Annotated in this window: 15 protein-coding genes; 12 read left to right on the forward strand and 3 right to left on the reverse strand. The window is 45.1% G+C overall.

Translation table 11 applies throughout. The annotated features are described in order from the left end of the window. The first annotated feature begins 53 nt into the window (after positions 1-53). The 7 genes from EDD70_RS13290 (at position 54) to EDD70_RS13320 (ending at position 5,511) form a co-directional block, all read left to right on the forward strand. On the forward strand, positions 54-653 hold the full coding sequence (locus tag EDD70_RS13290; protein WP_092756170.1) for a nitroreductase family protein: 600 nt from the start codon (positions 54-56) through the stop codon (positions 651-653). An 87-nt stretch (positions 654-740) separates the two neighbouring features. Next, a complete protein-coding gene (locus EDD70_RS13295) occupies positions 741-2,180 on the forward strand; it encodes an FAD-dependent oxidoreductase (protein ID WP_092756295.1) in 1,440 nt (479 codons plus the stop codon). A gap of 42 nt (positions 2,181-2,222) precedes the next feature. Then, the gene (locus EDD70_RS13300; RefSeq protein WP_242943179.1) at positions 2,223-2,540 is read left to right on the forward strand and encodes a GIY-YIG nuclease family protein; all 318 of its coding nucleotides are present in this window, start codon (positions 2,223-2,225) and stop codon (positions 2,538-2,540) included. After that, the gene (locus EDD70_RS13305; protein ID WP_092756172.1) at positions 2,537-3,205 is read left to right on the forward strand and encodes a Crp/Fnr family transcriptional regulator; all 669 of its coding nucleotides are present in this window, start codon (positions 2,537-2,539) and stop codon (positions 3,203-3,205) included. Before EDD70_RS13300 ends, EDD70_RS13305 begins: the two co-directional genes overlap by 4 nt. Before the next feature lie 105 nt (positions 3,206-3,310). Continuing rightward, positions 3,311-3,952: a sporulation membrane protein YtaF gene (gene ytaF / locus EDD70_RS13310; protein ID WP_242943180.1), complete on the forward strand. Its 642-nt coding sequence runs from the start codon at positions 3,311-3,313 to the stop codon at positions 3,950-3,952. A gap of 252 nt (positions 3,953-4,204) precedes the next feature. Next, positions 4,205-4,768, forward strand: a complete 564-nt coding sequence (gene mnmM, locus EDD70_RS13315) for a tRNA 5-(aminomethyl)-2-thiouridylate-methyltransferase MnmM (protein ID WP_092756174.1) — start codon at positions 4,205-4,207, stop codon at positions 4,766-4,768. Positions 4,769-4,791: 23 nt separating this feature from the next. Beyond that, entirely contained in the window at positions 4,792-5,511 is a 720-nt protein-coding gene (locus tag EDD70_RS13320; RefSeq protein WP_092756176.1) for an MBL fold metallo-hydrolase, read from the forward strand. Between the two features lie 43 nt (positions 5,512-5,554). Here the strand turns inward: EDD70_RS13320 and EDD70_RS13325 are convergent, their stop codons facing one another. Next, positions 5,555-6,790, reverse strand: a complete 1,236-nt coding sequence (locus EDD70_RS13325) for an MFS transporter (RefSeq protein WP_092756178.1) — start codon at positions 6,788-6,790, stop codon at positions 5,555-5,557. A gap of 247 nt (positions 6,791-7,037) precedes the next feature. Here EDD70_RS13325 and EDD70_RS13330 point away from each other — a divergent pair, with 247 nt between their 5' ends. From EDD70_RS13330 to EDD70_RS13340, 3 genes are all read left to right on the forward strand, one after another. Continuing rightward, positions 7,038-8,273, forward strand: a complete 1,236-nt coding sequence (locus EDD70_RS13330) for a 6-phosphofructokinase (protein ID WP_242943181.1) — start codon at positions 7,038-7,040, stop codon at positions 8,271-8,273. 115 nt (positions 8,274-8,388) lie between these two features. After that, positions 8,389-8,955 carry a hydrolase gene (locus tag EDD70_RS13335; protein ID WP_092756180.1) on the forward strand — a complete coding sequence of 189 codons (567 nt, stop codon included), beginning with the start codon at positions 8,389-8,391 and terminating at the stop codon, positions 8,953-8,955. Between the two features lie 22 nt (positions 8,956-8,977). After that, positions 8,978-10,504: an MBL fold metallo-hydrolase gene (locus tag EDD70_RS13340; RefSeq protein ID WP_242943182.1), complete on the forward strand. Its 1,527-nt coding sequence runs from the start codon at positions 8,978-8,980 to the stop codon at positions 10,502-10,504. A gap of 36 nt (positions 10,505-10,540) precedes the next feature. Here the strand turns inward: EDD70_RS13340 and sdaAA are convergent, their stop codons facing one another. Both sdaAA and sdaAB read right to left on the reverse strand, forming a co-directional pair. Continuing rightward, positions 10,541-11,416: an L-serine ammonia-lyase, iron-sulfur-dependent, subunit alpha gene (sdaAA, locus tag EDD70_RS13345; RefSeq protein WP_092756184.1), complete on the reverse strand. Its 876-nt coding sequence runs from the start codon at positions 11,414-11,416 to the stop codon at positions 10,541-10,543. Between the two features lie 20 nt (positions 11,417-11,436). Next, positions 11,437-12,105: an L-serine ammonia-lyase, iron-sulfur-dependent subunit beta gene (gene sdaAB / locus EDD70_RS13350; RefSeq protein WP_092756186.1), complete on the reverse strand. Its 669-nt coding sequence runs from the start codon at positions 12,103-12,105 to the stop codon at positions 11,437-11,439. A gap of 164 nt (positions 12,106-12,269) precedes the next feature. Here sdaAB and EDD70_RS13355 point away from each other — a divergent pair, with 164 nt between their 5' ends. Beyond that, positions 12,270-13,097, forward strand: a complete 828-nt coding sequence (locus EDD70_RS13355; RefSeq protein WP_092756188.1) for a histidinol-phosphatase HisJ family protein — start codon at positions 12,270-12,272, stop codon at positions 13,095-13,097. Positions 13,098-13,577: 480 nt separating this feature from the next. After that, positions 13,578-14,405, forward strand: coding sequence for an undecaprenyl-diphosphate phosphatase (locus EDD70_RS13360; protein ID WP_092756190.1), 828 nt, complete (start codon positions 13,578-13,580; stop codon positions 14,403-14,405). Positions 14,406-14,414 lie beyond the last annotated feature (9 nt).

Genomic DNA, 14,414 nt, shown 5'->3' on the forward strand with positions numbered 1-14,414 from the left:
AAATTGTATAATATAAATAGAACTACATAAAAAGTATAAAAGGAGTGAATTTTATGAGTAAAACCTTTCGAGAAATAATGCAAGATAGGCGTTCCATCTATGCCATTAAAGGAGAAAGCACGATTTCAGATGAACACATTATTGATATCATTGAAGCTTCGGTAAAACATACCCCATCGGCGTTTCACAGCCAAAGTGCAAGGGTTGCCGTTTTGTTCGGCGAAAACCATAAAAAGTTATGGGGCATTGCAATGGAAACTTTACGAAAATTAGTACCTGCCGAACATTTTGAAGCTACAAAAGCAAAAATAGACAGCTTTGCGGCGGGGTACGGAACGGTTTTGTACTTTGATGACACAGCGGTTACCAATGGTTTTGCCGCACAGTTTGAGCTTTACAAAGACAACTTCCCTATATGGGCACAGCAGGCAAACGGTATGCTTCAGTTTGCAATTTGGTGTCAGCTTGAAGCAGAGGGACTGGGTGCTACCCTTCAGCACTATAATCCTCTTATCGACGATGAGGTAAAAGCAACGTTCGGTTTGCCTGATAGCTGGAAGTTGATTGCACAAATGCCTTTTGGTACACCAACCGCTGCACCGGACGAAAAGCAGTTTGTGCCCCTCACTGAACGAGTAAAAATACTCCGGTAATAAAAGAAAAGCTGCCTGAATCAAATGATTAGGCAGCTTTTTGTTTATATTGATTATAAAGTGGAAAACTATACCGGAGGTGATATTATGGAATCCGTATGGAGCGCAAGATGCAAACTTCCGAAATACCAGGCACTCAACGGCGACTTAAAAGCAGATACAGTTGTTATCGGTGCAGGGATGGCAGGAATCTTAACTGCCTATTTTTTAAATCAACAAGGGGTCTCCACCGTAGTACTTGAGGCAAACGAAATTGCAAGCGGAGTAACAAAAAACACGACTGCAAAGATTACCACACAGCACAACCTGATATACGACACACTCATCACAGACTTTGGCGAAGAGCAGGCAGGGCAATATGCGCAGGCAAATATGCAGGCGGTAAGGCAGTACCAAAAAATAATTGAACAACGGGGCATTTCGTGCCATTTCGAGCAACGTCCTGCGTATGTATACTCACTTGATAACGCCGAACGCATCCAAAAAGAGGTGGATGCGGCAAACAGATTAGGGATAAAAGCAGAGTTTACCACCCACACCGATTTGCCGTTTGGTGTACGCGGTGCAGTAAAATTCCCCAATCAGGCACAATTTAACCCGCTGGAATTTTTAAAAGATATTGCAAGTGACCTGACGATTTACGAACACACGATGGTACGCGAAGTAAAAGACAATACAGTAATAACCGATAACGGAAAGATATTGGCGAAAAATATTGTTGTTGCAACCCATTACCCGTTTATTAATGTCCCCGGTTATTATTTTATGCGCCTGCATCAAGAGCGCTCTTATGTAGTTGCCCTTGAAAATGCCCCTCAACTGGATGGAATGTACATTGATGCGGATGAAGATGGCTATTCTTTTCGCAATTACGACGATTTGCTGTTTCTTGGCGGTGCAGGGCACCGAACAGGCAAAAACAGAGCAGGCGGTTGCTACGAACATCTGCAAGCGGCTGCAAAAGATTTTTTCCCTCAGGCAACCATACGCTATCAGTGGTCAGCACAAGATTGCATTCCGCTTGATGGTGTGCCGTACATCGGCAGTTATTCCGCAACCACCCCCAATTTATTCGTTGCAACAGGTTTTAAAAAATGGGGGATGACCAGTAGTATGGTTGCCGCTACGCTGCTTGCTGACCAAATTATCGGCAAAGAGAACCCAAATGCAGAGGTTTTCTCCCCGCAGCGTTTTAAAGTGAACGCATCCATAGGCAATTTGATGAAAGATACTGCGCAAGCGGTGTCGGGGCTATCGTCGCAGCTGCTTTCTGTTCCCGCCGCCGAATTAGAGCAACTGGAAAAGGGGCATGGCGGTATCGTGGAATACGAGGGCGAAAAGGTTGGGGTATATAAAAACGAGCAGGGCGAAGTATTCGTGGTATCCACCAAGTGCACGCATCTTGGCTGCCAGCTGGAATGGAACCCTGATGAACTGACATGGGATTGCCCCTGTCATGGTTCGCGTTTTGATTATAAGGGTAAACTTATCGGCAACCCCGCTATGCGCGATTTGCAGACAGAATAAAGCGTAAGCAAAGCTGGACTTTAGGGGGATCCATGGCTTATAATGATAAAAAATGACAAAATAAAAGGATATCTTATGGACAAGAAAAACAACTGTGTTTATATATTGCTTTGCAGTGATGGCACCCTGTACACCGGGTGGACAAATGACTTGGAAAAAAGAATAAAAGCACACAATGCGGGCAAAGGTGCAAAATACACCAAAGCGCATCTCCCCGTAGAGCTTGTGTACAGTGAAGAATATACCACTAAATCAGAGGCGATGAAGCGGGAATATGCTATCAAACAGCTTACGAAAGCACAAAAACTCGAGTTGATTGAGAACATCGGCAAAAAATATGCACAGGTGGTGGAAGCATGAAAAAATATTACCAACTGCTTGAAAAACTGCCTTTGTTTTATCGCTTTGAAGACCATGAGCTGGAGTCGCTGCTGAAGTGCCTAAATGCAAAATACGCACAATATAAAAAGGGGCAGTTCCTGCTGATGGCGGGAGATACCGTCTCTTGGGTGGGGATTGTGCTTTCCGGCTCGGTTCAGGTGCTGAAAGAAGATGTGCAAGGTAACAGTATGATTCTGACAGAGCTTGGGACAGGAGACTTATTTGCAGAAACTTTTGCCTGTGCAGGCATTGAAAAAAGCCCGGTTATTGTGGTTGCAAACACAGAGTGTGATGTGTTGCAGATTGATTACAGGCGTATTATTACAACCTGTTCATCCGCTTGCGTATTCCACAGCAGGCTGATTGAGAACATGCTGCGTTTGCTTGCACAAAAGAATATGCTGCTCAACTCACGGATTGATATAGTTTCAAAACGCACTACGCGCGAAAAAGTGCTCGCTTACTTAGAGCTGCAAAGGGCACAAAAGCAAAGTAATCGCTTCGATATCCCTTTTTCAAGGCAGCAGCTTGCCGATTATCTTTGTGTCGAGCGCAGTGCATTGTCACGAGAATTAAGCAATATGAGGGATGAAGGACTGCTGGAATTTTCAAAAAATCACTTTGTTTTATTGAATACGGATTAGATAAGCTCCACTGTTTGCCTAAGAGCCAAGCAGTGGGGCTTTTTTGTGTCACCGCCGCCGGATGCAGAATAGGATGGAATAGTCTGCAAAAGGCGGTGTTGTCCTTTGATTTTTTCTGTTTATTCTGTTTTTGAGGCAATCTTGCTTGTTACGGAGCTGTCGGTGGATGCGTTTGTAGCAAGCTTTGCTTATGGTACGAACCATATCAAAATCCCGTTTCGTTCTGTTGTTGTCATCAATGTAATATGCAGTTTTATTTTGGCTGTTACCCTTATTTTGGGGGCAGTGCTGCGTCCATTTATCTCCGAGGCTGTTACAAAAGCAATCTGCTTTGTCATCTTACTCTTGCTGGGGGTTGCCAAGCTGTTTGACAGCTCCATAAAATCATGTATCCGCAAACACAATGGCATCAACAAAGAGTTCAACTTCTCGGTATTTCAGCTTCGCTGCATCCTGAGTATCTATGCCGACCCTGAAGATGCAGACCGCGATTGCTCCAGGCTGCTCTCTCCGGCTGAAGCGGCATCGCTTGCGGTTGCGTTATCGCTCGATGGGCTTGCGGTTGGTTTTGGTGCGGGGCTTGCCGACGTGAGCATAACGCAGGTGGTGTTTTTCTCTTTGATTTTGGGCACATTAGCAGTTGAAGTTGGGTGCTTTTTAGGCAACAAGATTGCTCAAAAATTAAATCTCAATCTCTCTTGGCTCAGCGGTGCACTGTTGCTACTGCTTGCGGTGATGAAATTGTAATAAGCAATTGCAATTTTGTATTCTGCAAAAATGCGTGATATAATAACCTCAGAGTACGAAAAATCAGAGTTTTTAGCGAGAAGCAGATGCCTGCTGCATTCGTTGCACGGTTATTCTGTTTATTCTGATATGCGGTGCGAAATTTGCCTACCGGCAAAGCCGCACATCGCCAATGATATCAAAACACTTTGCGTTTATGATATAATAAGACGGTAATATTTAGTATAGAATTTCAACGATAGGGGAACAACAATGGGCTTGAATACTCTGGGGTTAGCACATAAATTTATTGCCGAGCACGTAAAGCCAGGCGGATTTTGTATCGATGCAACCGCCGGAAGAGGCGGTGATACTGCGTTTTTATGCGGGTTGGTAGGCAAAACGGGCAAGGTGCTTGCATTTGACATTCAAGAGGATGCGGTAAAAAGCACAAGGGAGTTTATCACCCAAAAAGGCTATGATAACATTGCCCAAGTGCTGCTCGAGAGCCACAGCAATATGGCGGCATATGCACAGGATGAAACAGTAGACTGTATTGTGTTTAATTTTGGCTGGCTGCCGGGAGGAAACCATAAAATATTCACACAGCCCGCAACCAGCATCGCTGCAATCGAGCAAGGGCTTAAACTGCTAAAGCAGGGCGGAATCATGAGCCTTTGCATTTATTATGGCGGAGAGAGCGGGTTTCAAGAGCGCGATGCACTGCTCGAATACTTAAAAACGATAGATAACCGCGCGTATACCGTTTTGGTGACCCAATTTTACAACCGCCCCAACAATCCGCCAATCCCTGTATTTATCACCAAGGATGTCTGAGAATAAAAAATAGGAGATATTTTATGGCAATGAAGATATGGTATTTATACAACAGCGGGTTTGCCTTACAAACCGAGGAGCACTTTTTTATTTTTGATTATTATCTCGATACGCCCAAGAGCGGCGGTTTGGCTGAAGGCGTAATCAATCCCGATGAAATCAAGAATTTCGATGTTGTGGTGTTTTCATCCCATAGCCACTACGACCATTTTAATAAGGTGATTTTCGAGTGGCGCGCGCAGCTGCCCAAGGTGCGCTATGTCCTGTCAAGTGATATCCGAACACGCGAAGATGCGGTGATGGTGCACAAGGGCAAATGCTACGATCTAGGCGATATTCAGGTACAAACCTTTGATTCCACCGATATGGGTGTTGCGTTTCTTGTCAAAGCGGACGGGCTTTGCATTTACCATGCGGGTGACCTCAATTGGTGGCATTGGGAGGGTGAAACTTCGCAGTACAACGCCGCTATGGCAGAAAGATATCAGGCTCAAATTAACCAGATGCAAGGAGAGCAGGTGGATATTGCCTTTATCCCTGTTGACCCTCGTCTGGAGGGCAGTTACTTGCGCGGGTTGGATTATTTTATGCGTACAGTGGGTGCCAAAACTGTTTTGCCCATGCATTTTGGCGATGAATATGCGGTGGTTGCACGCCTAAAAGCAGACCCGCAGGCGGCAGAGTATGCCAACCTTGTAACAGAACTCAGCCATCGCGGGCAGTGTATAGAAATATTGCCATAATAAAAAGGAAGAAAGCCGAAACGGCTTTCTTCCTTTTTTGCAGCTAAAGTGATTTTACCTTTGCATTGCGAAAGTATAACACCCCAATTACAAGCAGAATGGGGAAGACCGATGCAGCGAACAGACCGCATTTTAACCCCAGCTGTGCGGGGTCCAATTGCTGCGTTGCGCCAATTTCTAATATTTTTTGCGAATTTTGTGCGGCGTCACTGATAAATCCTGCCATCCACGGGCCTATGGAGGCACCCAAATCGCCGAACACCGCGAGCATACCAAACATTGCAGTGCCTCCGCGGGAGAATTTTTCGGCGGACAGGCTGAAGGTACCCGGCCACATCAGGCTTACCGAAATGCCGCAAACGGCACACCCTATCAGCCCCAACACGGGCAAGGCAGAAAAAACAGTTATAAAATAACATAAAATGCAAAGCACACCACTTGCCAGCATAGCATTTTTAAGGTTGATTTTGTGCCCCCAGATACCGTAAATTGTGCGCCCAATCCCCATCAGTACCGCAAACATACAAGGGCCTGCCAAATCGCCGATAACTTTAGATACTTTCAGCCCTCGTTCTGCAAATAAAGATGACCACTGCGACATCGTCAGTTCCGATGCGCCTGCGCACATCATCAACACAAGTGCCATTAAAAAGAATTTTGATTTCAGCAAGCTTTTCAGCGGCATCAAATGCTCTTTGGGCATAGGAGGCATTAATGGTACTTTCAAAAATACAAATAGATTGATAAACGGTACAATCGCCCACATAATCGGCAGATACATCCAAATGCTGCTGCTGAATATCCACAACAACAGGGTACTTATCAAAACAACACACACCTGCCCCCAGCAGTAAAACGAGTGCAGCAGGCTCATGGCAGATTGTTTTTGCTCGCCTGGTAAAGATTCTACAATAGGGCTTACCACCACCTCAAGCAAACCGCCGCCCAATGCATAAATCATTACGGCAATATTCAGCCCCGTATACGGCGAAAAAATTTGCGGCAGTACAGCAAGCCCAATCAAACCCAGTACGCTGAAGAAATGCGCCAACACAGCGGCTGTGCGGTACCCTATTTTATCCACATATCTTACTGCAAGTAGGTCGGCAACAATTTGAGTACCAAAATTGATTAAAATTAATCTTCCAACCTGTTCAAACGAAATGCCGAACTGCTGCTGAAAAACAATAAACAAAATAGGCGCAAGGTTGTTGACGATTGCCTGTGTAATGTAACCTGTGTAACAAGCATTCAAAGTGTGTCGATAGTTGAATTGCATAAGATGTAATACTCCTTGTCTTGGTATAATCGAATGCTCTTATTATAGAGGAGGATGTAAATATTTACAAGCATTAATCAAAATTGGCTGCTGTTTACAGTTATATTTATCTTGGCAGAATGCGTAGGCAGCGAAAGAGTAATAATTGCAAAAAAGCACGTACTGTAATATAATGTTGAAGAAAGGCGAATATGCAAAAACTTTTGCGATTTATCGCTATATATAAATAAACAGGAGGTATTCCTCATTGTCGAAAAACATGTTAATCGGTCAGTCGGGCGGCCCTACCGTTGCAATTAACGCGTCTCTTGCCGGTGCCATTAAACGCGCTATGAAATGTGAGCAAATAGGTGAGATTTACGGCACACTCAACGGGTTAGAGGGTGTTCTAAAGCAAAACATCATAGATTTACGTAAAGATTTACGCAGCGTTGAGGATTTTCAAATGCTCCAGGCTACCCCTGCAATGGCGCTGGGCTCTTGCCGCTATAAACTCCCCGAAGCTCCCGATGAGGTTTACAAGCAAATTCTGGAGACGTTCCACCACTACGGCATCGGCTATTTCTTTTATATCGGCGGCAACGACTCCATGGATACGGTAAAAAAGCTTTCTGCTTATTTTACATCTTTAGGTGAGGATATCAAATGTGTGGGTATCCCTAAAACCATCGACAATGACCTGCCCTGTACCGACCATACCCCGGGTTTTGGTTCAGCCGCTAAATACATTGCAACCAGTGTGGCAGAAATTGCCTGCGACAGTGCAGTGTATGATGTTTCATCCGTTACCATTGTAGAGATTATGGGGCGCAATGCAGGTTGGCTTACGGCTGCTTCGGCACTGGCGCGCAGGGGCGATTGCACTGCACCGCACCTCATCTACCTGCCCGAAGTAGTTTTTGACCCTGAGGCATTTTTGCAAAAATTACAGGAGCTTGGTAAAACCGTAAAAAATATAATTGTTGCAGTGTCGGAGGGCGTGCGCCTTGCAAACGGCGAGTATGTTGCCAGTTCGCAAAGCGGGCTTACCGATGCATTCGGTCACCGCTATCTTGCGGGGGTTGGTAAATACCTTGAGGATTTGGTGCGTGAACGTTTGGGCTGCAAAGTACGCGCAGTAGAACTGAACGTCCTTCAGCGGTCGGCATCTCATCTTTATTCTGGCACCGATATTAAAGAGGCAAATCGGATTGGTGCAGAGGCGGTTCAGTATGCCGTTAACGGCAAAACCGGAGTAATGGCTATTTGTAAGCGCCTATCCAATCACCCCTATTTGATTGCTTACGATTGTGCAGAAATCGGGCAGGTTGCAAACCTCGAAAAGAAGGTGCCAGTCGAGTGGATTGCAGCAAACGGCTGCGATATCACCGATGATTTGCTTGAATATCTTCGCCCGCTTGTTCTTGGTGAGGCAAAAGAGTTTGTATCCGATGGCATCCCTGTCTACTTCTCATTTGACAAAACTCCTGTTACCATAGGTTAATACCAGCCTGTACGATTCGACACCGTTCGTTTTGTACAGGCATTTTATTTACTTTATAACAAAACATGCTATACTGTAGCTATAAATATTCAATAACAGAACAGGAGAGATTGCCATGAGTTTTGTGCCTACGATGGAACAGGCGCAGGAGATTTTACAACGTTACAACAAAGAGGAATTCCACCTAAAGCATGCTGCAATCGTGTCCGGCGTAATGGGGTGGTTTGCAAAAGAATACGACCCCGCTAACGAGGAGTTTTGGCGCGTTGTGGGCCTGCTGCACGATTTGGATTTTGAACAGTTCCCGCAGCAGCACTGCGTTAAATCGCAGGAGCTGATGAAAGAACTTGACTTGGACGAACGTATCATACGTGCCACAGCAAGCCATGGCTACGGTATTTGTGTGGATATTCAGCCTCAACATATCATGGAGAAAATTTTATTCGCCACCGATGAGCTCACCGGATTAATCGGTGCAGTTGCTTTGATGCGCCCATCAAAAAGCGTCAGCGACCTTGAACTCAAATCGGTAAAGAAAAAATATAAAACTCCCGCTTTTGCTGCCGGATGTTCGCGCGAGGTTATTAGCAAAGGTGCAGAGATGCTTGAGTGGGAATTGGATGATTTAATTAGCCGCACTATTTTGGCAATGAGAAGCTTAATAGGTACCATGGAAATTTAGAAGGATGAAAGGGGCAGCATCTGTGAACAACAAACAGATTGGGTTGAAAAACGGAAGCGACCCTGTAAAAACATATGTTACAAATGTGCCGGACAAAGCAGGTGCATTTTTGCTGGCAAGTAAAATTATTATGCAAAACGGCGGCAACATTACCCGCGTGAGTTATAACAAAGCAGTGGACTTGCATACGATGTTTATCGATGTGCAGGGCAACAGCCGCAATTTGGATGCAATCTCGCAGCAGCTGCAGACAATTGGTTACCTCAACAGTTGCCTTGCCGAAACCAGAGTGATGATGGTTGAATTACAAATTGCCGATAAGTCGGGGGAACTGTACCCCGTTTTAAAAATTCTCGACCGTTACGATATCAATATCAGCTACATTAATTCCGGTTCAAACGGTTCAGGGTATCAAAACTTCCGCATGGGGCTGTTGATAGAAAACCCCAAGATGGTGAAGCTGCTGCTCGATGATATCAGCGAGCATTGTCCCATCGATATTTTACAATACGATGCATCCGAAACAATTCTGGACAATACCATCTTTTACATTCGTCTTGCAAATGATATGCAAAAAATGTTTCATCTCAGCACAGAGCACACGATGGAGTTTATTTCGGAGGCAAACCGCATTTTACAGTTTTTGCAGGACAAGGGAGAAAACCCCCACAAGGTGTTCGATTACATTCGGCGCTTTGCTGCATTTATAAAAAGCCACGAGGGCGATCAGTTCAATGCCGATGTGAGCTGCAGGCAGATGAGTGCTGCTGTTAAGCTGCACACCATCGAGCCGCCCTGCGGCAGCAATACTTATGTGTTGGAGACAAAAGACGAGCTGGTGCTCATCGATACAGGGTTTGCCGTATATGCGCATGAAATTTTAAATCTGCTGCGCAAATTGTTCCCCGACTGGGATACAAAGAAAAAACGGATTTTTATCACCCATGCCGATGTTGACCATTGCGGATTGCTTAGTGTAATTACCGATGCAGAAATTTGGCTCAACCGCAAAAGTGCTGAAAGTTTGCGGTTGCAATATCAAAATCAGCCCGATTTTAGAGAGCAAAAATCTTTCTGCATGGGTTACAGCAAACTAAGCCGCATCATTACAAGCTATCAACCGCCCGAGCCAAGTCGCTTTCGTCTGTTGGATGATGACACCACACCGCAAGAGCACGAAGAACTGCTTAAAATCGGTGCCTTTACGGTAGGTGACCTTGATTTTGAAGTGTTCGAGGGCAGCGGAGGACACCTTTACGGTGAAATGGTGTTTTTATGCCGTAAGCAGAATATTATGTTCACGGGTGATATTTTAGTGAATATCAGTGGATTCTCGTTTGAGCGCGCCGAATTCAATTCGCTTGCGCCGTATTTGATGACCACTGTAAATATCAATTCCAAGCGTGCCACAGCAATGCGCCGCCAAGTAACAGATTTAATTGAGCGCACCGAACAAGAAAAGGGTATGCCCTGCCTTGTTTTGGGAGGGCATGGGCCGCACTCGCGCTTGCAAGGCGGCAAGCTTGTTACAGCAGAACATGCGTTATAAAATAATTATCCCCCGGCTATGCCGGGGGATAATTATTTATGTGTTAAATATTTTCTTACAAAGTTTGCAGCCTGTTGCGGTTCCTGCGCAGCCGCCCAAAGCAGTTTCGCGCAGTTCAAACGGCAGGCTTCTGCCCACACGATACATCGCTTCCACCATTTCATCAAATGGGATGAGATTACGAATACCGCTCAGGGATATTTCTGCTGAAATAAGCGCATTCGAAGCACCAATGGCATTGCGTGTTTGGCAGGGCGATTCTACCAGCCCTGCAACAGGGTCGCATACCAGCCCCAATAAGTTGCTGATTGCCATAGCTGCAGCCGAAAGGCACTGCTCGGGGCTGCCACCCAATAACTGCGTTACAGCACTTGCCGCCATAGCGCTTGCGGTGCCAACCTCAGCCTGGCATCCACCTTCGGCACCTGCAACGGTGGCATTGCGGGTAAACAAGTAGCCAACAGCCCCCGCGTTGAGCAAGGCATCCACCATCTGTTCGTCGGGTAAGCCGTACTCCTCCTGTATCGCAAGGAATACCCCCGGTATTACCCCGGAAGAGCCAGCTGTGGGTGCGGCAACAATCAGCCCCATTGAGGCGTTTACTTCTAGCACTCCCATCGCATAGGTGATTGCTTTTGCTGTAATCTGCCCGCAAACAGACTTACAGTTCAAATGGTGTGCCTGTAGTTTTTTTGCCTCGCCTCCAATCAGCCCGCCCATTGAGGTGAGTTGTTCGGTAAGCGATTTTTTTACTGCCTGTTTCATAATCTCATAAGAGCCATGCAGTTTATCAAAAATTTCTTCGCGTAAACCGCCCATATGTTCCGTTTCACGCATCAGCATTGCCTGTGATATCGTACAGCCATACTGCTCACATACGGCAAGCAATCCGGCTCCGTTTAAAAAATCCATTGTTGTTCCTCCTCACGGTGTTAAATCTGAATCAGCATTGCGCTTTCAATATACTGGTTGGTTTCAATTTTTTCGGCAGCTTCTTCGGGTATGTCGCCGTCCACTTCAATGATAGTATAAGCAGTCTTGCCTTTGTTCTCGCGATACATCCGCATAAACGCGATGTTGATTTGGTATTCACTGAGAATTTTTGTGATGGAAGCCACCACTCCGGGCTTGTCCAGCTGGCGGATGAGCAAAGTGTTGTAATTGCCCGATAGACTGACGTGTACGCCGTTGATACGCTCAATTTTAGAGTTGCCGCCGCCAATAGAAATACCGCGCACGGTGGTAAGGGTACCGCTTTCCGACGTGATGGCAATATCCACTGTGTTGGGGTGCAGGTCTTTTTCACTTTCGTTTACGGTAAAGATGTATTGCAAGCCTGCATCATCGGCATGGAGGAACGAATCTTTAATACGAGCATCCTCTGTTCCAAAGCCTAAAATGCCTGCAACCAAGGCACGGTCGGTTCCATGCCCTTTATACGTTTTGGCGAACGAGCCGTACAAAGTAAACTCCACTTTTACAATACGCTCTCTTACCAATTTGCCCGCCATTAACGAAATACGCAGGGCGCCCGCGGTATGCGAGCTAGAGGGGCCTATCATATTTGGCCCGATTACATCAAAAATGCTGATTTCTTTCATAGAATAAGGCTCCTTATATGTAGTGATTTTGTAATTGTTGCCGAACTGTGTGTATAGAACTATCATACCACTTGTAATGGGTAGTATGTCAATATATAATAAGGTTATAGCACACATATTTACCAAAATGAAGCATTTAAATACCATCAAAGGATTTGATTAGGATGAAAAAGATCATAGCAGATTATCATATGCACAGTATCTCGCCGGATGCGCGTATGCCGATGGAGAAGATGTGCCTCGCGGCAATCGAGCGTGGTCTCACCGAAATTGCCGTTACCGACCATGTTGAAATATACGCCCCCGACTACAAAGGCAAAGAACGGTTGATGTTTGACGATGATTATATCGACCGATATTTTACCGAGTGGGAGTATTGCCACGAAAAATTTGGCGGCAAACTCATTGTCCGCCGCGGAATCGAGTTGGGGCAACCCACATGTAATATGGAAGATGCAAAACGTATTTTGGAAAAATATCATTTTGATTATGTGCTTGGCTCTATTCATAAGCTGTATGCGGTAGATTTGGCATTTAAGCATTATTCCGAAAGAACCAACGACAGCATTGCCCGTAAAAACATCGAACTGCTTTATGAGCTTGCCGATATCGGTGATTTCGATTGTTTGGGGCATATCGACCTGATTAAACGCTATGCATCGCGCCAAGGGCAGCAGGTGAGCCTGATGAAATACCCCGATGAATTGGCTGCTGTGCTCAAGCGCTTGATAGAACGCGGAAAAGGGCTTGAAATCAATACTTCTGGTTTGCGCCAAGGGTTGGGCGAAACTTTGCCCGGGCTGGATATTTTACAGCTTTACCGTCAGCTGGGCGGCGAAATTTTGGTAGTGGGTTCAGATGCGCACTGCTATCAGGATGTTGCTGCAGACTTTGATGCTGCACTTGAACTTGCGCTGCAAGCAGGCTTTACCCAACTTGCTTTGTACGAAAACAGAAAATGCAGTTTTTATTCGATTGCAGACAGGGCGTAATACATAAACTGCCGCATGATTGAAGAAATCATGCGGCTTTTCTCGTTTTATAAAAGTAAGCAGTTTTTATCAATCGTTTTTCTTATAGATTCTAAGCTGTACGTCATTTTCTCCAATGCATATTTCAGCGTGGTCTATCATCTGCCCTATGAGGTGCAATTCAGAATCCTGCCAAGTCTGCTTACACCTGCCAGTTCCCAAAAAAATTGCTTGGGTCGCTGCTGTTGTAACGAAAAATTACCCCAAGATCATCTTCCTTCCCAGAATTAAGAATTCGGGTGGTCTTATGCGGTAATACGTGGTATTATTATATCGAAAAATAGTTTCGTGCGCAATCGTTGTCAAAGTCGAAGCAACATTTTTCTTTTTATTTTGCATAAAATAGTTAATATTGGTTGACAGCAAATCCAAACATGAGTATTATTGTATTAATTCAATAATACAATTAAGCGGCAACTACCGCGGCAAAGGGGTTTTTTCATGGATTTTGTAGAGATTCTTAAAGTTGTGCTGATAGGCATCATTGAAGGTATCACCGAATGGCTCCCCATCAGCAGTACAGGGCACATGATTTTGGCAGATGAGTTTATTAAACTCAACATTACGCCCGAGTTTAAAGAAATGTTTTTGGTTGTAATCCAGCTCGGTGCAATTTTGGCAGTCGTACTGCTTTATTTTCGTAAGTTAAATCCTTTTGCGTTGAGCAAAACACCTGCACAACGCCGCGATACAGTGATTTTATGGATTAAGGTAGTAATTGCAGTACTGCCCGCAGCGATTATCGGCATTCCGTTTGACGACCAGATTGATAAACTGTTTTACAATTACCAAACAGTTACCGCAACGCTTATTATTTACGGTGTGCTGTTTCTCTTGCTTGAGAATCGCAACCGTAAACGCAAGCCGCTTATCAAAGATTTTTCGCAGCTTACTTACAAAACCGCCGCTTTGATTGGTGTATTCCAGGTGCTGGCACTCATTCCGGGCACATCTCGTTCGGGTGCAACCATTCTCGGTGCTATTTTGTTAGGTACTTCGCGTTATGTTGCCGCAGAATTTTCTTTCTTTCTTTCCATCCCCGTTATGTTTGGGGCAAGTGCGATTAAACTAATTAAATTTGGCTTTCATTTTACCCCGGATGAGTGGGTGATTTTGCTTACAGGTATGGTTGTTGCTTTTGTTGTATCCATCCTTGCTATCAAGTTCTTGATGGGTTATATTAAAAAGCACGATTTTAAAGCGTTTGGTTGGTATCGTATTATATTGGGCGCCATTGTAGCAGTGTACTTTATATTTTTTGCTAAGTAGCAAGCAGGA

The organism is Hydrogenoanaerobacterium saccharovorans, from assembly GCF_003814745.1.
Taxonomy (GTDB): domain Bacteria; phylum Bacillota; class Clostridia; order Oscillospirales; family Ruminococcaceae; genus Hydrogenoanaerobacterium; species Hydrogenoanaerobacterium saccharovorans.